Raw genomic sequence first — 19,080 nt, forward strand, 5'->3', positions numbered from 1 at the left:
CGAGTTTATCGTTTCGGGGCGGTCGACGCCGATTAGTCGTCGGCGTCGGGCGCGGCGTCCTCGGGCGTCTTCCCCTCGACCAGCGACTCGTCGTCGTACTCCTCTCTGAGCACCTTCTTGTCGAACTTCCCGGTGGCCGTCTTCGGCACCTCCTCGATGAACACCACCTCGTCGGGCGCCCACCACTTCGGGAACTCCGATTTCACCATCTCGACCAGTTCGGTCTTCAGCGTCTCCTCGTCGGCCGACGCCGCGGGGACGACGAACGCGACGGGACGCTCCTGCCAGCGCTGGTGCGGGACGCCGACGACCGTCGCCTCCGCCACGCCGTCGTGGGCCATGAGGGCGTTCTCCAACTCGACCGAGGATATCCACTCTCCGCCCGACTTGATGACGTCCTTCGCCCGGTCGACGATTTTCACGTACCCCTCCTCGTCGACGGTCACCACGTCTCCGGTTTTGAGCCATCCGTCCTCGAAGTCCTCCTCGTTGGCCTCCGGACGCTCGAAGTACTCGGTCGTCACCCACGGCCCGCGGACCCACAGTTCGCCGAACGCCTCGCCGTCCCACGGGAGTTCCTCGCCGTCGTCGCCGACGACGCGCATCTCCAAGCCGGGGATGAGGAGGCCTTGTTTGGCCTGCTTGTCGTAGCGCTCCTCGGCCGGAAGCGACTCCATGCCGGGTTTGAGACGCGAGACGGTGCCGATGGGCGACATCTCGGTCATCCCCCACGCGTGGAGGACGTCCACGTCGTACTCCTCGTCGAAGCGCCGGATGACCGACTTCGGCGCTGCCGACCCGCCGATGACGATGGTCTCAAGCGAGGACATGTCGGCGTCGTTCTCCTCCAAGTACTCCAGCAGTCCGAGCCACACCGTCGGGACGCCCGCGGTGAGGGTCACACCCTCCTCCTCGATGAGAGAGGCGAGGTCGGCGGGCGACGGCGACGGTCCGGGATAGACGTGCTTCGCGCCGGCCGCGGTGGTCGAGAAGGGCATCCCCCACGCGTTGACGTGGAACATCGGCACGACGGGCATCACCACGTCCGAGGAGCGGAGGTCCAAACCCGCCTCGGGTAGCGTCGCCATCGTGTGCGCCCACAGCATCTCTTGGGTGTACTCGACGCCCTTCGGTTTCCCCGTCGTCCCCGAGGTGTAGCACATCCCCGCCGGTTGGTCCCCCGGAAGGTCCGGCCAGTCGTACTCGGCGCTCTCCGCTTCGAGGAAGGACTCGTAGTCGACGACGTTCTCCAAGGAAGTATCGGGCACCTCCTCGCCCATCACGACGAACTGCTCGACGGACGCGAACGCCTCCTCGTCGTGGGCGCCGGCCAGTTTCTCCACGAGGGACGGGTCGACGAGGATGATTCGGTCCTCGGCGTTCTCCACGATGTACTGCACGTGGTGGTCGGGGAGCAGGGGGTTGATGGTGTGCAGTTGCGCGCCCATCGACGGCGCGGCGAAGTACGTCTCGTAGTGGCGGTGGTGGTTCCAACAGAACGTCCCCACCCGGTCGCCGCGTTCGACGCCCGCGCCGTCGAGGGCGTTCGCCAACTGCCCCACGCGGTCGGCGTACTCGGCGTACGTGTATCGGTTGATTCCCTCGTGAGTCCGCGAGACTATCTCGCGGTCGGGGAACATCCGCCGCGCGCGCCACAGGAACGGTCGAAGCGTCTGCGCCGTTGCACCAGGCATACCGCGAACAGACGAACCGAACCCTCATTATCGTTTGTGAACCGCGGCTTCGCGCGGCGAGTTTCCGGCGGCGGTCAGGGGTCGGCGTTCGGGTCCGAGGGTCCGGCGTCGTCACCCGCGCCCGCGTCTTCGTTCGCGTCCGCTTCGTCCCCGTCGTCGGACGGTCCGGCGTCGTCGCCCGATTCGTCGCTGCCGTCTTCGGCCGCCGCCTCGTCCTCGCGCTCTGCCGCCCGGTCCCCGAGCAGTTCGCGCACCGCGTCGCGTTTGACGGTACCCGAGACGGTTCGCGGGAGTTCGTCGGCGACGGCGACGAGGCGCGGTAGCTTGAACCCGGCCAGTCGCTCCCGAGCGAACTCGACGAGGGCGTCCCGGTCGAGTTCGTCGCCCGCGGGGACGACCAGCGCGGAGACGCGTTCGCCCCACTCCTCGTCCGGGACGCCGACCACGGCGGCGTCGCGCACGTCGGGGTGCGAGCGGAGGACGTCGGCCACCTCGCCGGGGTCGACGTTCTCCCCGCCGGTGATGATGCGGTCGTCGACGCGGTTGAGAACGTAGAGGCGGCCGCCGTCGTCGACGTACCCCACGTCGCCGGTCCGCAGACCGCGTTCGCCGAACGCGTCGTCCGTCGCCGCCGAGTCCCCGTAGTACCCCGGCGAGACCGTCGGCCCGTCCACGGCGAACTCGCCCGTCTCGCCCGGCGGCAGTCGCTCGCCGTCCGCGCCGAGGACGGTCACGTCCGTCCAGAGCAGGGGCCGGCCGACGGTGCCCGCGTGCTCGAACGCCTCCTCGGGCGTCGCCGTCGCCATCTGCGAGGCCGTCTCGGTCATGCCGTAGGTGGGGTAGACGGGGACCGAGTAGTCCCGACACCGCTCGACGAGTTCGCGCGGGGCGGGCGCGCCGCCGAGGAGGACCGTCCGGAGCGACGAGTCCAGCGTCCCGCGACTGTCCAGCATCCGACGGAGCATCGTCGGGACGAGGGAGACGGCGGTCACGTCGAAGCGGTCCACGTCGTCGGCGGCGCCCCCGGCGTCGAACTCCTCGCGGAGGACGACGGTCATCCCGTACAGCGGCATCCGCAGGACGGGCGCGATACCGCCCATGTGGTGTAGGGAGAGCGTCACCAGCCAGCGGTCCTCGGGGTCGAACCCGAGTCGGAACACCGAGGCGACGGCGCTGGCCAGGAGGTTCCCCGTCGTCAGTTTCACCGCCTTCGGGTCGCCCGTCGTCCCCGAGGTAAAGAGGAGCAGTTGCACGTCGTCGAACGACCACGACGCCGGCGTCACCGGGTCGGGAGTCGTCGCGGCGAGATTGACGGTGTCCGCCGTCGTCGGCGCGTCGACGCTGATGAGGGGGAGGGCGGCGGCGTCCGCGACGTCGGCCGCGACGGCTTCGGTCTCCGCGTCGCAGACGAGGACGGTCACGTCCGCCGTCTCGACCTGTCCCCGGAGTTCCGGGACGGTGAGCGCGTCCCCCATCGGCACGAGCGTCACGCCGAGGCGCATCGCCGCGTGGATGAGCGCGACGTACTCCACGCGCGGGCCGAGGACGGCCCCGAGGTGGTCGCCGGACTTGACGCCGAGGGCGGCGAGTCGTCCCGCCGTCTCCTCGACCATTCCGTCCAACTCGGCGAACGTCCACGACTCGCCCGAGGCGGCCCGAACGAGCGCCGTCTCGTCGGGCGACGCCCGAACGCGGTGAGAGAGCCAATCTCGCATCGTTCGCACCTCGCGGGCCGCGGTAAACTACCTTTCGCGATTCGGCCGGGACGGAGGAACCGCTCGACCGTCAGAAACCGAGACGGTCTCGGAGGGACACAATCGCGTCCGCGAGGACGTACGACGGCGCGAGAATCATCACGGCGAGTGCGACGGCGGACGCGAGTCCGGCGAGGAGACCCGTCTGAAACGCCGTCCCCGAGAGGTTCGCGTTCGGGACCAGCGTCGAAACCAGAAATAGCGTTGCGACCCGGTAGAGTTCGTCTCTGTTCGCAGCCCCGTTGTGGCATTCGGTCGAAAGCGATACCAGTCGAGGGTCTCGCGCCCAGTCGTTCACGGCGATTCGGCCACCATCAGTGCTCGACGAACTCCACCAGCACGCCGCCCGTCGACTTCGGGTGTAGGAAGGCGACGTCGTGCCCCCACGCGCCCGGGCGCGGTTCGTCGTCGATGCACTCGACGCCCGCGCCCCGCACCGTCTCCAGTGCGCCCACGATGTCGTCGGTCCGGAGGGCGACGTGGTGGATTCCGGGGCCGTCGTTCTCGAGGTACTTCGACACCGCGCCGCCCTCGTGCGGTTCGAGCAACTCGAAGTAGCCGTCTCCCAGTTCGAGAAACAGAACGCTCATCCCGTCGAACTCCTCCTCGTGGGCGACGGGGGCGTCGAACAGTTCCGTGAACAGGGCCGCGAGACCGGTGGCGTCCGCCGTGGCGACGCCGAGGTGGTCGAACTCCATCGTGCGCGTGTGGTCGACGGCGACACGAATAAATCCGGAGGCCGGTGTCTATCCCACGACGACCCGAACGCCGTACTCCGCCGCCGCGAGAGCGAGGAAAAAGAGGGGGACGGCGGGACCGAACAAAATCGCGTAGATGACGAGGGGGTCCGTCTCCCCGCCGACGCGGAGAAACAACCACGCGAGGAGGGCCGTCACGGCGAACAGGGCGGCGAGCGGCGTCAGGTACCTCCACCGCGCGTGCAGGTAGAGGGCGAGGCCGGCGTGAAGCGCCACGACGGCGGCCGAGAGGAGGACGATGCCGACCCACTCCGCCGCCGACGCCGAATACTGCGAGAACTGCCCCGCGACGAGGCGGACGACGAACCAGAGACCGACGGCGAGAACGGCGTAGCCGACGCCGCCCCCGAGGGCGAGAACGCGGGGACTCGCCGCATCCCGCGACCGAACGGCGAGGACGACGGCGACCGCGGCGGCGAGAAGGGAGACGGCGGCGGTCAGGGCGTCCGACCCGAGGACGGGGTTCGGGGTTCCGGGCATCGGTCGTACGAGTCACCGAGATGAAAAGAGCGTTCGGTCGGTTCGCCGTCGAAGGGGCTACTCGCCCGACCGGGCGACGGTCACCTCGACGCCGGCGAGGGGAACGCGGACCGTCGTCTCGCGGGCGGCGGCGCGCTGCACCGCGCGGCCCGCGAGGGTGACGAGTAGTCCGACGACGACGGCGGCCACCGCCGCCGCGGCCGCCGCGACGGGGTACGAGAGGACGACGACGCCGGCGACGATGACGCCGAGGAACCCGGCCTGAACGGTCAGCGGCGGGGCATCGCGGGGCGACCGGCGGTAGACGCGCGGCGCGACGAGCGGGAGCGACGAACGACGATTCGAGTCGTCTGAGCGTTTGCGTGACATGGATCTATCTACGAGTTCGGTCGAACACGGGACGACGACGCGGCGGCGCCGGGCGGCGCGGCCGCGTGGGGAGCGACGGTCGACGACTCGGACGACCCGCCTGCCTTCCGGCCCGCGAGGGCCGGCGGGCCGACGGGCCGAACGGAGCGCCGTTCAGATACGAAGGAGCATACCTCCACCGACAGAGTGTCGAACAATCAACGTTTCTGAGGCGCGGGAACGAGTATCACGGATATGACGGGAGAAAAGAGGAGAGCCGTCAGGCCGACGGGCGGTACTCGCCGAACTCATCGCGGAGCGCGTTCGATATCTCGCCGACCGTCGCGTACGCCTTCACGGCGTCGACGATGGGCGGGACGAGGTTGGCATCGCCCGCGGCGGCGTCGCGGAGGGCGGCGAGGGACTCCTCGACGGCGTCGTCGTCGCGTTCGGCCTTCACCTCGGCCAGTCGCTCCTTCTGGCGCTTCTCGTCCTCCTCGTCCATCTTCTCGACGTCCGGGTCCGGTTCCTCGTCCACCTGGTACTCGTTGACGCCGACGATGACCCGCTCTCCCTCCTCGATCTCTCGCTGGCGTTCGTACGCCACGTCCTGAATCTGCCGTTGGACCCACTGGGACTCCACGGCGTCGAGCATCCCGCCGCGTCGGTCGACGTCGTCGAGAATCTCGAACGCCTCTTCCTCCAAGTCGTCCGTCAGCGACTCGACGTAGTAACTGCCCGCGAGGGGGTCGATGGTGTCCGCGGCGCCCGACTCGTGCGCGAGAATCTGCTGGGTGCGCAGGGCCGTCCGGACGGACTTCTCGGTCGGAAGCGAGAGCGCCTCGTCCTTCCCGTTCGTGTGGAGGCTCTGCGTCCCGCCGAGGACGGCGGCGAGCGCCTGATAGCCCACGCGGACGACGTTGTTCTCCACCTGCTGGGCCGTGAGGGTGGAACCGCCCGTCTGCGTGTGGAACTTCAACTGCTTGGATTTCGGGTTCTCCGCGCCGAAGCGCTCCTCCATTATCTGCGCCCACATGCGCCGGGCGGCGCGGAACTTCGCCACCTCCTCGAAGATGTTGTTGTGCGCGTTGAAGAAGAACGATAACTGCGGGGCGAACTCGTCGACGTCGAGGCCGGCGTCGATGGCCGCTTCGACGTACTCGATGCCGTCGCCGAGCGTGAACGCGATTTCCTGTGCGGCGGTCGACCCCGCCTCGCGGATGTGGTACCCCGAGATGGAGATGGTGTTGAAGTTCGGCGTCTCGGCGCCGCAGAACTCGAAGATGTCCGTGATGAGCCGCATCGACGACTCCGGCGGGTAGATGTAGAGGTTACGCGCGATGTACTCCTTGAGGATGTCGTTCTGGATGGTCCCGCGCAGGTCCTCGCGCGGCACGCCCTGCTGGTCGCCGATGGCGATGTACATCCCGAGAAGGACCGCCGCGGGCGCGTTGATGGTCATCGACGTCGACACCTCGTCCAGCGGGATGCCGTCGAAGACGACTTCCATGTCGCGCAGGGTGTCGATGGCGACGCCGGCCTTGCCGACTTCGCCGGCGGCCATCGCGGCGTCGGAGTCGTACCCCTTCTGCGTCGGGAGGTCGAACGCCATCGACAGCCCTGAGGAGCCGTTCTCGATGAGGTACTCGAAGCGCTCGTTCGTCTCGGCGGCGGTGCCCATCCCGGCGTACTGCCGCATCGTCCACAGGCGGCCGCGGTGCATCGTCGGGTAGACTCCGCGGGTGTAGGGTTCCTCGCCGGGGAAGCCGGCGTCCTCGCGGTAGTCGTGGTCGGCCACGTCGTCGGGGGTGTACAGCCGTTCCACCTCCTGGCCCTCGGTGTCGGTCCGGAACTCCTCCTCTCGCTCCCCGAAGCGGTCCAGCGTCGGCGCGAGCGTCTCCTCCTCCCACTCGTCTTTCGCCTCCCTGATCCGCTCCAACTCGTCGGGGTCGAACATGGTCGAAGATGACGGTCGGCGGCGACTTAACGGCGCGGATTGGGGGTGGGGAAAGGTACGTAGGGGATAGGCTGACGTGGCGGTCCGCCGAAGCGGAAGCATGGACGAACTCCTCGGTCGATATCTCGACGGACTGGCGCCGGAACACGACGACGTGCAGGCGGAGATGGCGGACTACGCCGACCGGGAGGGATTCCCCCACGTCGGCCCGGCGGCGGGCGGAACGCTCCGCGTCCTCGCCCGCCTCACCGACGCCGACCGCGTCTTCGAGTTCGGGTCGGGGTTCGGCTACTCGGCGACGTGGTGGGCCCGCGGGATGAACGCCGGTGAGATTATCCTGACCGAACACGACCGCGACGAACTCGACATGGCGTACGACTGGCTCTCGGAGGGGGGTTACGCGCCCGAGTTCGACTACCAGGTGGGCGACGCCCTCGAACTGGTCGGCGAGTACGAGGGGCCGTTCGACTGCGTCCTCATCGACCACGAGAAGGAGCGCTACGTCGACGGCTTCCACGAGGTGGCCGACAAAGTCGCCGTCGGCGGCGTCGTCGTCGCCGATAACGTGGTTCAGGGACCGGCGGACTTCGAAACCTTGGTCGAGTACGCCGAGGGCGAGGGCGTGCCGGACGACGCCTCCGCGGCGACGCGGGGCATCGCGGCCTACCTCGACGCCGTGCGGGCGGCGCCGGACTTCGAGACGACGGTGCTCCCCGTCGGGAGCGGTCTCACGGTGAGCGTCCGCACCGGCGAGTAGCGTCTCGCCGTCCGCGACGCTTCCGAACCCTGCCCCGTCCCCCTCTCCCCGTTCCCGCGTTCGCAGTCGTAGACGCGACTACGACGGCGGTTCGCCACCCTTTTTGACGCCGGGGGCCGTCCGTGCGAGTATGTTTGGCGGAGGCGGTATGAACCCGCGGAAGATGAAGCAGATGATGAAACAGATGGGCATCGACGTCACCGAACTCGACGCCGAGGAGGTCGTCATCAAGACGGCCGACGAGGAACTCGTGTTCTCGGACGCCCAGGTCACGCGCATGGACGCGCAGGGCCAGGAAACCTACCAAATCGTCGGCCAGCCCGAATCGCGCGAACTCGGCAGTGGCGATGCGACGGGCGCGGCGAGCGTCGAGAGCGGCGACGACGCGCTCGCGGTCGAACCGACCGACGACGACGGCGAGGCCGAGATTCCCGAGTCCGACGTCGAACTCGTCGCCCAACGCGCCGGCGTCCCCAAGGGCGACGCGCGGGAGGCGCTGGAGGCCGAGAACGGCGACCTCGCGGCCGCCATCTCGCGCCTCGAGTAAGTGTACCTGCTCGTTCACGAGAGCCGAGAGTACCTCCGGGCGCCGGGGGACGAACTCCAGACGGACCTCGGCGTGCTCACCGTTCCCGAGGACGCCGAACCCGGCGACACCGTCGAGACGCATCTCGGCGAACCGTTCGTCGTCCGCCGACTCCGCGGCCCGGACCTGTTCAACCACCTCGAACGCACGGGCGCGCCGATGATGCCGCGCGACATCGGCCTCATCGTCGGCCACACCGGCGCGGCCGCGGGCGACCGCGTCCTCGACGCCGGGACGGGCACGGGCGTCCTCTCGGCGTACCTCGGCCGGATGCGCGCCGAGGTGACGACGTACGAACGAGACCCCGAGTTCGCCGACGTGGCGCGCGAGAACATGCGACTCGCGGGCGTCGCGGACGCCGTCGACGTCCGCGCCGGCGACGTGACCGAGGAACTCGACGCCCTCGGCGAGGAGGGGCCGTTCGACCTCCTGACGCTCGACACCGGCGACGCGGCGACCGTGGTCGCCCGCGCCCCCGAACTGCTCCGGTCGGGCGGCTACGTCGCCGTCTACTCGCCGTTCGTCGAGAACAGTCGCGCCGCCGTCGAGGCGGCCCGCGAGGCGGGACTGAACGAGGTCGAAACGCTGGAGACCATCCAGCGGGAGATGGATTTCGGGGACCGCGGGTCGCGGCCGTCGACGGCGGGCGTCGGTCACACCGGCTACCTCGTGTTCGCGCGGTACGAATAACTCCTCGCCGTCTCCGGTCGTTCCGTCGCGAGACGGGGGTCACTCGACCGACCGAATCAGCTCGAACAGTTCGTCTCTGTGTCTCTCCGGCGACAGCGACGGGGCCAGCGCCGCCGAACGCGCGCCGTCGACGCTCACCGGGTACGCGCCGCCGGCCACCAGAAACTGCCCGTCGTCGGGCCACACCGCGAGGTACGCCTCGGCGGTCACCGTCGTCCGCTCTTCTTCGTTCGGTCCGTCGTCGGTCGCGTCGCCGACACCGGTGTTCTCTCCGCCCTCATTCCCGTCGACGTCAACGTCGACGGCGGCGCGGTACCGCGTCAAGTTCGCCTCGGTTCGGCCGACGGCGAAGCGACGCGACTCCGCGCGCGCCGCGTCTCGAAACCCCCGGTCGCGCAGTCGGTCGACGAAGCCGTCGTTGGCGCGGTCGGTGACCAGTTTGGTCAGCGCCTTCGACCCGCCGCTCTGCGGGCGGAGGCGGAGGCGACTGGCGAAGAAGAAGCGCCACGTCGCGTCGGCGCCCGTCCGGTCGCGGACCGCGTCGGCGAGGCGGGCGTCCTCGAAGACGACCGTGTGCGCCTCGACGGAGACCACTCTCGCGTCGAACAGCGTCTCCTCGGTCGAGGCCGTGCGCTTCCACTCGTCGGGAACGTGGACCCTCGGAGCGTGGTCGGTCGTCACTACGCCGCCGCTACGGCGGGCACGCCCTTAATTCGCCTCGTCGCGCGGAGAGACCTGTTCGCCTCCGCTCCGTTCCCGCTCAGTGGTCGTCCTCGCGCCACTTGTGTCCGCACTCGACGCAGGTGAAAAAGCGCGTCTCGGACTCGTCGGCCGAGCGGATCTGCTTCATCTCGTAGCGGGCGCGGTCGTGGCCGCACTCGGGGCATTTCACCGTCGTCGTGGGGCCGATTTCGGCGTCGTCGACGTCGGACATGTCGACGACTTCGCTGTCCTCGCGGGCAGCCGTCGAGGTCATGTGACTCTCCTTTGCCGAGTCGCGCGCCTTCTCGAAGCCGCAGTTCCCGCAGACCCAGACGTCGCCGTCCGTCTTCATCATCGAACCGCACTCGTCGCAGAACTCCATGTTACCGAAGGCAGTCGCTTCTCGTACTTAAGCGTCGGGGAACCCGTTCGAGGAACTCCTCCCCTCGGACGTTCAGGCGTCGCCGTCGGACTGGCCCGGTTCGCCGACGGCTTCGATGGGCATCACGTTTTGCAGTTCCTCGAACAGGTCCGTCGAAGAGGAGAAGGAGTCGCTACCCACCTCCGAGACGAGGGCGCCGAGGTTCTCCTCGCCGTCGGCCATCAGCACCGTCACGTCCGCTAGTTCCGTCGCCGCGTCGTCCCGGGTGATTGGGTAGGAAAGTTCCGCCAGACGGGGCTCGACGCGACTCAATTTTATCTGTTCGGTCATACTTTGGTGTCGTCGCCCGCGCACTTATTCTTGCGGGGGGTCGGCCACCCGTCCGAAACGGCGCCGTTCGGAATCGGAGGGCGCGAATCCACGTATGGTATCAGATTCGATACTCAGCGAGTTGGGTTTATTATGCGGTGGCGGCCCCGATGTCACATGAGGGATTTGATCGGTGCGGTACGGAGAGCGGTGAGAGGGTCGGACGAACCGGCCGAGCGGACCGACGGGGGCGTCGAGGCGGCGGCGCACGGGGCGTCGCCGGACGGGGTCGGCGGACCCCGGACGCCGGGCGGACTCCGCCCCGAGACCGACGCGGCGGACGAGACGGAACGACTCCGCTACGAACGCGACTACTGGCGCGGCCTCTTCGAGCAGGTCGTCGAGTCGCACCCCGAACCCGCGTTCGTCATCGACCGCGACGACGTGGTCGCGTATCTTAACTCGGCCGCGGAGGCCGGCTTCCAGATGTCGAAAGCGGACGTTCTCGGAGAGGACGTCTACGACGTCTTCCCGATTCCGGCGGATGCGGAGACGTTCGCGCAGACCGTTACGCGCGAGGGTGAGTCCCGGTGTGAGGGCGAGTTCCGCCGCGTCACCGTCGGTGACGGCGAGCGGTGGCTTCGCTCGTCGGGGACCGTGCTCCGAAATCCCGAGGGAGACGTCGTCGCCGGGGTGGAGATGACCTCGGACGTCACGGAACTCGTCGAGCAGAACAGGGCGATAACGGGCGCGCAGAGCCAAGTCTCCGAAGAGATACAGACGACCGCCGACGAGGCCTCGGACGCCTCGAACCGCGTCGGCGACGCCGTCAGCGAGGCGACGCAGTTGGCCGGAGAGCAGGCCGAGAACATGGACGAGGTCTCCGGGGAGGTCGGGTCGCTGTCGGCGACCGTCGAGGAGATCGCCGCCTCCGCCGACGAGATAAACGAGCGCTCCGAGGAGGCCGAGAAACTGGCCGCCGCGAGCACCGAATCCGGCGAGCGCGCCGTCGAACGAATGGAGGGCGTCGCCGTCAGCGGCGAGGAGGCGGCCGCGCAGACCCGCGAACTCGCGGACCAGGTCGCACAGATCGACGACATCGTCGAGGTCATCAACGACATCGCCGACCAGACGAACATCCTCGCGCTGAACGCGAACATCGAGGCCGCCCGCGCCGGCGAGGCGGGGGAGGGCTTCGCCGTCGTCGCGAACGAGGTGAAGTCGCTGGCCAACGAGGTCCAGACGGAGTCCGAGCGCATCGAGGAGATAATCCGCGAGACCCGCGAGGACGCCGGCGAAACCGTTCAGAGCATCGAGTCGGTCACGGACGAGGTTCGCGGGAGCGCCGACGCGGTCCGCGAGATGGTCGACAACCAGAAAGCCATCGTCGACGCCGTGGGCGCCACGTCGACCGGCATGGAGGACATCGCCGGCGCGACCGACGACCAGGCCGTCCGGACCGAGGAGGTCGCGAGCATGGTCGACACCGCGACCGAACGGTCCAAGCGGGTCCGCGCGGAGGTCGACACGGCTGCCGAGGCCAACGAGGAGCAATCGAGACTCGTCGCCGAAATCGTCGCGTCGCTGTCGCGGCTCGAATCGTCTATCAACGACCTCGACGTCGACGCGTCGGGACTCGACGTCCGGAACGACGCGTCGCCCGGCGACCCGGTCGCGCCCGACGTCGAATAAGGCTTCTCGGGCGGGCACTCGACGACCGGGTCGCCGTCAGACCGTCCGCTCGCTCACTCGAACTCGGCGTCGCGTTTGTCGAGGAAGGCGTCCATGCCCTCCCGCTGGTCGTGCGTCCCGAACAGTCCGCTCCACGCCCGCGCTTCGAGTTCGAGGCCGGTCCCGCGCGGCGCCTCGTGGACGGCGTTCATCGCCTCCTTCGCCGCGCGGAGGGCGAACCGCGGTTTCTCGGCGAGTTCGGCCGCCATCTCCGCGACGTGTTCGCGGAGTTCGTCGTGCGCGACGACTTCGCCGACGAGTCCGCGCTGGTAGGCGTCCGTCGCGTCGACGCGTTCGCCGAAGAATATCATCCGTCGGGCCGTCTCGTCGCCGACCAGCGCCGGGAGGCGCTGGGTGCCGCCCCACCCGGGGATGATGCCGAGGTCTATCTCCGTCTGGCCGAGGAGGGCGCGTTCGGAGGCGACGCGCAGGTCGCAGGCGAGGGCGAGTTCGCACCCGCCGCCGAAGGCGTAGCCGTTGATGGCGGCGATGGTCGGCGCGGGGAACGACTCGATGGCCGCGGCGATGCGATGGCCCTGTTCGGCGTACGCCTGCGCCTCGACCGTCCCGAGGTCCTTCATGTGGGCGATGTCGGCGCCGGCGACGAACGCCTCCTCGCCCTCGCCGGTGACGACGAGACACCGCGCCTCCGCCTCGCGCGCCTCCTCGACGGCCTCCTCGATGGCGTCCAACGCGTCGGCGTTCAGGGCGTTCATCCGGTCGGGTCTGTCGACGACGAGGGTCGCCACGTCGCCGTCCCAGTCGAGTCTGATGGTGTCCCACGACATGGCCGAGGCGACGCGGGGCGGGAGGGTAAACGTTCGCCCGGCGGGCGTCCCTGTCGACCGAGGGAGGGGGTTCGGGAACCGACTCGCGGCCGGCATGAAACAGGTCTATTACGCCTCCGGAGAATCACCCCGGTATGACCCTCTCTGAGGAAGCGACGGAACGGTTGGCTGACGTGGTCCGTCTCCAACCGACGAAGAACAAGGAGTTGCAAGATAGCTGGGGGTTGGAGTCCGGCAGCGAGGTGCACCAGTATCTCGAAGGCGAACTGAAGGAGTACTACTACCGAGACGACAACAGTCTCATCCGCGCGACGGCCGAGGCCGCGGAGTTGGTCGACGTCGAACCCGGCGTCGAAGGCGGCGACGCCGAGGAAGGGGTGCCGTCGGTCATCCGCGTGCCCGCCCTCGAAGCGCGCGTGTTCGAGGTGCTCGCCGGTCCGGACGACCGCTCCGAGAGCGTCGTCAGCGTGCTGAACAAGGTCCGAGAGGCGTACGGTGAGGACGACGACCCGGAGGTCGACGCGGTCCGCCGCGCCCTCCAGAGCCTCCGCCGAAAGGGCGTCGTCGAAGTCGTCTACCGCACCGTCCCGACGTTCCGCCTCGCCGTCGAACGCGACGAGGTAGACGTGGAAGTCACCGACTGAAAGCTACTCCTCTCCGTCCTCGCCGGCCTCGCGCGCCCTGACCCGCGCGCGCCGGTCGCCGAGGAGGCGCTGAATACCCTTGCCCGGACCCCCCTCGATGGGCCACCCGCGGGTGCGCCAGACGGGCGGTTCCGGTTCGAACTCGGGGCAGGACCCGGCGCACTCGGCGGCCGTCTGCGGGCGTCCCTTCGCCGCGCAGTGCGGCACGAGGGCGCGGCCGAACCGCCGGAGTTCGAAGTGCCGACAGTCGGGGCGCATCGTGTCGTGATAGGAGCGCCACCCGGACCCGTAGGCGCGTTCGGCGAGTTCGAGGCGGGTCGTTCGTCGCTCCTCGTCGCTCTCCGCGTCCGGCGGCGTCACGTCGCTCGGGTGCCACTCCACCGAAGCGTCAGCCCAGTCGTCGCCGGACGCGTCGGCGTCGAAAGAAAAGGCGAGGATGCCGACTTCGACGGGTACGTCTTCGAGGAGGGCGGGTTCGACTCGGTTCCCGGTCGCGTGCGTCGCCACCCACACCTCGTCGGCGAGGGCGTCCTCGACGTCGCGGGAGAGTTGGTCCGAGAGGGCGCGCGCCGCCGAGGCGTCGAGGTCCGGCTTGTTCTCTATCGCGACGATGCGCCGCACCCAGTCGGGGTAGGGCGCGACGCGGCGAATCTCGATGCGGTTGCCGCGGCGGCGCTTCTCGACGACGCCGCGTCCGGCCGCGCGGTGGACGGCGGCGCGGACGTAGCGCCACGGGTAGCCGGGGTGCGGCAGGGCGTCGCGGTACCACGCCCACTCCTCCGGGGCGTGAAGTACGACGTGCAGGAGGTCCGAGTCGAGTTCCCGGTCGCCGAAGCACGCCCGGGCGGCCAGTCCGGCCGGGTCGCACTCGACGACGACGGTGTCCCAGCGCCGCCGCTTGGTGCCGAGTTGCCGGGCGACGAGAACGGCGTCCTCGTCTCCTCGTCCGCCCGCGGGCGGCCACGCCTCTTCGGCCCACCGACAGACGAGCAACTCGAAGCCGAACTCGGCGTCTCCGGGGTACACGTCCGCCGGTCGGCCCCGCGTCAGCAAGTGGATTTCGGGTCCGGACGCCGGGGTCTGCGGGGCCGACGACGGAGCAGTCGCTGGCGGGCGTCCCCGTCGGCGGGGGACCCCGGAGCGGCGACGGACGCGACCGGCGCGGCCCGACCGTTCAGGCGAGGTACTGTCGCTCGCCCTCCTCGTCGTCGCCGTCGCCGTCGCTGGCGACGTCGTCGAGGTACTCGTGGGCCTTCTTGAGGATGTTTCGCGGCCCGTCCTGCGTGATGGTGTTGAGCGCCTGTTCGTAGTCGCGCCACTGGAGGTCGCGGTGCTCGGTCGACAGTTCGGCGCTGGCCTCGAACGACCGAGCGATGAACAGGTGTACCGTCTTGTGGATGGTCTTGCCGTTCGCCTCGAACACGTAGTCGTAGTCTTCGCGGAAGCCGTCGACGAGGCGGAACTCTTCGATGCCCGCCTCCTCTTTGACCTCGCGGATGGCAGTCTGCTGGAGTTCCTCTTTCCCTTCGACCCCGCCTTTGGGGAACTCCCAGTCCCCCGGTCGGCTCTTCAGGAGCAAGTACTCCCTTCGGCCGCGGGTGTCGCGGAAGAGGATGGCTCCAGCGCTCACCGCTTGCACTGGCATTACTATACGTAACCGTGTCGGGTTTTAAGAGGCTATCGGTGCCTGTAGCGGCGTCTTCGCGCGCGCGAGAACCGGTCGGCGTTCGTGAGTGAACGGCACGGAGACGACGTGTAGGTGCGTTTTTACGCCTCGGCGTCCTCCGACGTCCTACGCGCACCCAGCCATGACCTTCGTAACCAAACTCACCTTTCAGAGCGGGAATCGCTACGAACTGGAGGACCAACTGACCGAACTGCAGGAGATGATCGAACGCAAGGGCGCCGAGTGCAAGGGTCCGCACGCCGCGCCGCCGGAGCAACACACCGTCCCGCAGTACCGAAACCTCGCGCCGGGCGACGAGTTCTCCTCGTGGGACTACACCGTCTACTCTCGGAAACTGGAGATACACGGCAACGACCACATCGCCCGCGAGGTGGGCCACATGGACTTCCCCGACAGCCTCCACGTCGAGATAGAGGTCGAACAGAAGAAACCGCTCGGCCACCGCAACAAGTAGCGTGGCGGCGGCCGGCACTGAGTTCCGCCTTCGATTTTCCGTTCTTCCCTATTCGTCTCCCGTTTTCGCCCGTCTTACTCCGCCTCTTCGACGACGTCGAGCAGTCGTCCGCGGCCGCGGTGGGTTCCCGCGTCGAACGACTCCACCTCGAATCGGACCGTCGCGTCGACGAGCGCCGGGTCCCCGTCGGGCAGTTCTATCACCGAGTCGCCGACGCGGACGAGGAGCGTCGACCCCTCGACGCCGGTGACGTACGCGGTCAGTTGCTCGCCCGGTTCGTACGTCGGCGTCGCCGTCCGGAGTCGGAGGCCGGCGGTTAGTTTGTCCCAGAGGCTCATACGCGCTTCACCTCCTCGCTGACGCGGTCGGGAACGTACTCCAATCCGTAGCCCGTCCACGCAGCGAACAGGAAGACGCCGACGAGGAACCAGCCGTGGAACACGAACGGCCAGACGCTGGCCGGGTTGACGACCATCGCCTGCGTGAACCACTCGTACTCGTTGGGAAGCCCCTGCATCGAGGTGTACCCCGCCAGCAGACCGCCGCCCCACGGGAAGATGTACCCCAAGGCGGAGGTGTTGGCGTCGAGGATGTTCGCGCGGCGGTAACCGTTGATGTTGAACCGCCGACCGAGGGTTCGGATGTACGGCGCGATGGCGATTTCGGCGGCGGTGTTGATGGTTATCATCGCGTTGACCAGCGCCGTTCCGAGCACCATCGTCGTCTCCGCGCGGCGGACGGTGGTGGCGACGCTGTCGAGCAGGAAGGTCAGGATGGCGTCGAACGCGCCGCCGCGCTGCATCACCTGCGCGCCGGCGACGATGAGCAGGACGAGGACGATGAGCGGGAAGAAGCCCAGCGCGCCCGCGTACAGGCTTCCGACGACGGCCGTCTCCCCCGGCGCGACGGGGACGACGAACGCGCCGAGGACGGGCAGGGCGTCGACCGTCTGGACGAGGCCCGACTCCCGCGACGCCTCGAAAGCCAGCATCGCCGACACCGGGGCGAGGCCGAGGACGACGTTGAGGACGGCCGAGACGAGCAGTCCCCACGAGACGGCCTCGATGATGTGCCGCCCGGCGACGGCGGTTGCGATGACGATGGCGATGGAGACGAGGTGGACGAGACCGAGCCACGAGGCGCCGTCGCCGACCGCGCTCGCGTCGACCGGTTGTCCGGTCATCACGCCGCCCGCGACGAGGTAGGCGACGAACGCGAGGGCGGCCGCGACGAGGGCGTACTTCATCCGCGAGGCGACGACGCCGCCGATGTCGGCGTCCTGCGTGACGGCCGAGACGATGGTCGTGTCGCTCACCGGCGCGATGTTGTCGCCGAAGACGGCCCCCGAGAGAATGGCGCCGAACAGGAGCACCGGGTCGGCCCCGAGTGCGACGCCCGCGGGGAAGACCAAGGCGGTGAACGCGATGGCGGTGCCGTAGCCGGTGCCGATGCCCGTCGCGAGGAGTGCGGCGAGCAGGAAGGTGAGCGCCGGGAACAGCGACGGTCCGACGCTGACGGCGTCGGCGGCCCAGACGAGGCCGTCGACGAACCCGCCGACCTGGATTGTCTCGGCGAACATGCCGGCCCACAACCACGCGACGATAGCCGTCGCGGCGACGCGTTCGGTCATCCCGTCGAAGATGGCGTCGGCGTAGGTCTTCCACGGCCCCTTCACGAGGAACATGCCGACGATGAGGCCGACGAGCATCCCGATGACGAGTCCGGTCGTGTCGCCGACGCCGAGCACCCCGCTCTGGACGACGGCCCAGACGATGAAGAACGCGATTGGGACGGCGCTGGCGAGGCGGCCCCCGCGGAACCGCAACTCGCCGCCGTCGTTCGTCAGTTCGGTCATTCGCTCGCACGGTCACGACGGACCATGATAAACCGCCCGCTCTCGTCCGAGTAGGCGCTCCCTCGGACGACGTCCGGGACCGCCTCCGAACCGTGAACGAACGCGGGGACGTGGGCGCGCGTCGACCTCCGGCCTCCCGGTAAACCCCCCGTGGTTGCCGAGATTTATCACGGCGCACGTCGACTCCCGCGTATGACGTCCTCGGACCTCGTCGAACTCCGACGCGACCTGCACCGACACCCCGAACCCGCCTGGCGCGAGTTCTACACCACCGCCCGACTCGTCGACGAACTGGAGACGCGCGACTTGGACGCCCTCTACGTCGGCCCCGAGGTGCTCTCCGAGGCGGACCGCATGGCCGTCCCCGACGAGGAGGAACTGGAGACGTGGTTCGACCGCGCCCGCGACGCCGGCGCCCGAGAGGACATCCTCGACCGCCTCGAAGGCGGCTACACCGGGGCGGTCGCGGTGCTGAAACGAGGGGAGGGGCCGACGGTCGCCCTCCGCGTCGACATCGACGGCCTCCCCATCACCGAGTCCGACGGCGACGACCACGTCCCCTTCTCCGGCGGGTTCCGCTCGGAGAACGAGGGGTACATGCACGCCTGCGGACACGACGCCCACGCGACCATCGGCGTCGGCGTCCTCGACGCCGTCGCGGAGAGCGACTTCGAGGGGACGCTGAAGGTGTTCTTCCAACCCGGCGAGGAGCAGATAGCCGGCGGCAAGGCGATGGCGAAGTCGGGCCACCTCGACGACGTGGACTACCTGCTCGCCGTCCACGTCGGCCTCGACCACCCGACCGGCGAAATCGTCGCCGGCATCGAGGGCTTCCTCGCCGTCTCGCACTTCGAGGCGCGGTTCACCGGGACGCCGGCGCACGCCGGCGCGAAACCGGAGGAGGGCGACAACGCCGTGCAGGCGATGGCGACGGCCGTCCAGAACCTCTACGGCATCCCCCGCCACGCCGACGGCGCGACGCGCGTGAACGCCGGCGTCGTCGAGGGCGGCACCGCCTCGAACATCATCCCCGAGGAGGCGTCCATCGGCGGCGAGGTGCGCGGGGAGACCACCGAACTGATGCAGTACATGGAGGAGAAGGGGCGGCGCGTCGTCCGGTCGGCCGCCGAGATGCACGGCTGTGACGTCGATATCTCGACGGAAGGGAAAGCGCCCTCCGCGACGAGCGACGGGGGACTCACCGCTATCGTCGCGGCGGTCGCGCGGGCGAACGACGGCGTCGAGTCGGTCCTCGACAACGACGTGCTCGGCGGGAGCGAGGACGCGACCTACCTCATGCAGGAAGTGCAGGACAACGGCGGCCTCGCGGCGTACGTCGGCGTCGGCACCGACCACCCCGGCGGCCACCACACCCGGACGTTCGACGTGGACGAGGAGTCCATCGAACTCGGGATTGAGGTGCTCTCGGGCGCGATTCTCGACATCGCGTCGTCGCGGCCGTAGGAAAAGAGCGGACGGTCGACGACTCGGTGCTCGGCGCTCG

The 19,080-nt window shown here is 69.0% G+C and carries 22 protein-coding genes; 7 read left to right on the forward strand and 15 right to left on the reverse strand.

Annotated elements, in window-relative coordinates:
* Positions 1-32: 32 nt before the first annotated feature.
* The 7 genes from NDI76_RS08095 to NDI76_RS08125 all read right to left on the reverse strand — a co-directional run bounded on the left by NDI76_RS08095 (position 33) and on the right by NDI76_RS08125 (position 6,991).
* Positions 33-1,694 carry a long-chain fatty acid--CoA ligase gene (locus NDI76_RS08095; protein ID WP_310923492.1) on the reverse strand — a complete coding sequence of 554 codons (1,662 nt, stop codon included), beginning with the start codon at positions 1,692-1,694 and terminating at the stop codon, positions 33-35.
* 74 nt (positions 1,695-1,768) lie between these two features.
* The gene (gene menE, locus NDI76_RS08100; RefSeq protein ID WP_310923493.1) at positions 1,769-3,409 is read right to left on the reverse strand and encodes an o-succinylbenzoate--CoA ligase; all 1,641 of its coding nucleotides are present in this window, start codon (positions 3,407-3,409) and stop codon (positions 1,769-1,771) included.
* 70 nt (positions 3,410-3,479) lie between these two features.
* Entirely contained in the window at positions 3,480-3,746 is a 267-nt protein-coding gene (locus tag NDI76_RS08105) for a hypothetical protein (RefSeq protein WP_310923494.1), read from the reverse strand.
* 16 nt (positions 3,747-3,762) lie between these two features.
* Positions 3,763-4,146: a methylmalonyl-CoA epimerase gene (mce, locus tag NDI76_RS08110; protein ID WP_310923495.1), complete on the reverse strand. Its 384-nt coding sequence runs from the start codon at positions 4,144-4,146 to the stop codon at positions 3,763-3,765.
* A gap of 48 nt (positions 4,147-4,194) precedes the next feature.
* The gene (locus tag NDI76_RS08115) at positions 4,195-4,686 is read right to left on the reverse strand and encodes a hypothetical protein (RefSeq protein WP_310923496.1); all 492 of its coding nucleotides are present in this window, start codon (positions 4,684-4,686) and stop codon (positions 4,195-4,197) included.
* Between the two features lie 57 nt (positions 4,687-4,743).
* Positions 4,744-5,055 carry a hypothetical protein gene (locus NDI76_RS08120; RefSeq protein ID WP_310923497.1) on the reverse strand — a complete coding sequence of 104 codons (312 nt, stop codon included), beginning with the start codon at positions 5,053-5,055 and terminating at the stop codon, positions 4,744-4,746.
* A gap of 259 nt (positions 5,056-5,314) precedes the next feature.
* Entirely contained in the window at positions 5,315-6,991 is a 1,677-nt protein-coding gene (locus tag NDI76_RS08125) for an acyl-CoA mutase large subunit family protein (protein ID WP_310923498.1), read from the reverse strand.
* A 100-nt stretch (positions 6,992-7,091) separates the two neighbouring features.
* Here NDI76_RS08125 and NDI76_RS08130 point away from each other — a divergent pair, with 100 nt between their 5' ends.
* The 3 genes from NDI76_RS08130 to NDI76_RS08140 all read left to right on the forward strand — a co-directional run bounded on the left by NDI76_RS08130 (position 7,092) and on the right by NDI76_RS08140 (position 9,024).
* Positions 7,092-7,748, forward strand: a complete 657-nt coding sequence (locus tag NDI76_RS08130) for an O-methyltransferase (RefSeq protein WP_310923499.1) — start codon at positions 7,092-7,094, stop codon at positions 7,746-7,748.
* Between the two features lie 130 nt (positions 7,749-7,878).
* Positions 7,879-8,295, forward strand: a complete 417-nt coding sequence (locus NDI76_RS08135; protein ID WP_310923500.1) for a nascent polypeptide-associated complex protein — start codon at positions 7,879-7,881, stop codon at positions 8,293-8,295.
* Positions 8,296-9,024, forward strand: a complete 729-nt coding sequence (locus tag NDI76_RS08140; protein WP_310923501.1) for a methyltransferase domain-containing protein — start codon at positions 8,296-8,298, stop codon at positions 9,022-9,024.
* A 39-nt stretch (positions 9,025-9,063) separates the two neighbouring features.
* Here the strand turns inward: NDI76_RS08140 and NDI76_RS08145 are convergent, their stop codons facing one another.
* The 3 genes from NDI76_RS08145 to NDI76_RS08155 form a co-directional block, all read right to left on the reverse strand.
* Positions 9,064-9,705, reverse strand: a complete 642-nt coding sequence (locus tag NDI76_RS08145; RefSeq protein WP_310923502.1) for a DUF6517 family protein — start codon at positions 9,703-9,705, stop codon at positions 9,064-9,066.
* A gap of 79 nt (positions 9,706-9,784) precedes the next feature.
* Positions 9,785-10,108: a transcription factor S gene (locus NDI76_RS08150; RefSeq protein ID WP_310923503.1), complete on the reverse strand. Its 324-nt coding sequence runs from the start codon at positions 10,106-10,108 to the stop codon at positions 9,785-9,787.
* Positions 10,109-10,180: 72 nt separating this feature from the next.
* Positions 10,181-10,438, reverse strand: a complete 258-nt coding sequence (locus NDI76_RS08155) for a DUF5789 family protein (protein WP_310923504.1) — start codon at positions 10,436-10,438, stop codon at positions 10,181-10,183.
* Positions 10,439-10,594: 156 nt separating this feature from the next.
* Between NDI76_RS08155 and NDI76_RS08160 the strand changes: the two genes are divergently transcribed.
* Positions 10,595-12,109 carry a methyl-accepting chemotaxis protein gene (locus NDI76_RS08160; protein ID WP_310923505.1) on the forward strand — a complete coding sequence of 505 codons (1,515 nt, stop codon included), beginning with the start codon at positions 10,595-10,597 and terminating at the stop codon, positions 12,107-12,109.
* 53 nt (positions 12,110-12,162) lie between these two features.
* Here NDI76_RS08160 and NDI76_RS08165 read toward each other — a convergent pair whose 3' ends face one another.
* On the reverse strand, positions 12,163-12,936 hold the full coding sequence (locus NDI76_RS08165) for an enoyl-CoA hydratase/isomerase family protein (RefSeq protein WP_310923506.1): 774 nt from the start codon (positions 12,934-12,936) through the stop codon (positions 12,163-12,165).
* A gap of 134 nt (positions 12,937-13,070) precedes the next feature.
* Between NDI76_RS08165 and NDI76_RS08170 the strand changes: the two genes are divergently transcribed.
* On the forward strand, positions 13,071-13,580 hold the full coding sequence (locus tag NDI76_RS08170) for a DUF5797 family protein (RefSeq protein WP_310923507.1): 510 nt from the start codon (positions 13,071-13,073) through the stop codon (positions 13,578-13,580).
* 3 nt (positions 13,581-13,583) lie between these two features.
* Here the strand turns inward: NDI76_RS08170 and NDI76_RS08175 are convergent, their stop codons facing one another.
* A complete protein-coding gene (locus NDI76_RS08175; RefSeq protein ID WP_310923508.1) occupies positions 13,584-14,606 on the reverse strand; it encodes a DUF5787 family protein in 1,023 nt (340 codons plus the stop codon).
* A 148-nt stretch (positions 14,607-14,754) separates the two neighbouring features.
* Positions 14,755-15,225 (reverse strand): bis(5'-nucleosyl)-tetraphosphatase, encoded by a 471-nt coding sequence (locus tag NDI76_RS08180; RefSeq protein ID WP_310923509.1) that lies wholly within the window; start codon positions 15,223-15,225, stop codon positions 14,755-14,757.
* A 163-nt stretch (positions 15,226-15,388) separates the two neighbouring features.
* Between NDI76_RS08180 and NDI76_RS08185 the strand changes: the two genes are divergently transcribed.
* The gene (locus NDI76_RS08185; RefSeq protein WP_310923510.1) at positions 15,389-15,721 is read left to right on the forward strand and encodes a 30S ribosomal protein S10; all 333 of its coding nucleotides are present in this window, start codon (positions 15,389-15,391) and stop codon (positions 15,719-15,721) included.
* 74 nt (positions 15,722-15,795) lie between these two features.
* Here the strand turns inward: NDI76_RS08185 and NDI76_RS08190 are convergent, their stop codons facing one another.
* Positions 15,796-16,059: a DUF7513 family protein gene (locus NDI76_RS08190; protein ID WP_310923511.1), complete on the reverse strand. Its 264-nt coding sequence runs from the start codon at positions 16,057-16,059 to the stop codon at positions 15,796-15,798.
* Positions 16,056-17,576, reverse strand: a complete 1,521-nt coding sequence (locus tag NDI76_RS08195) for a Na+/H+ antiporter NhaC family protein (protein ID WP_310923512.1) — start codon at positions 17,574-17,576, stop codon at positions 16,056-16,058. The genes NDI76_RS08190 and NDI76_RS08195 overlap by 4 nt, the downstream gene beginning before the upstream one ends.
* Positions 17,577-17,768: 192 nt before the next feature.
* Between NDI76_RS08195 and NDI76_RS08200 the strand changes: the two genes are divergently transcribed.
* Positions 17,769-19,040, forward strand: coding sequence for an amidohydrolase (locus NDI76_RS08200; RefSeq protein ID WP_310923513.1), 1,272 nt, complete (start codon positions 17,769-17,771; stop codon positions 19,038-19,040).
* Positions 19,041-19,080 lie beyond the last annotated feature (40 nt).

Source organism: Halogeometricum sp. S1BR25-6 (assembly GCF_031624495.1).
Classification (GTDB): Archaea; Halobacteriota; Halobacteria; order Halobacteriales; family Haloferacaceae; genus Halogeometricum; species Halogeometricum salsisoli.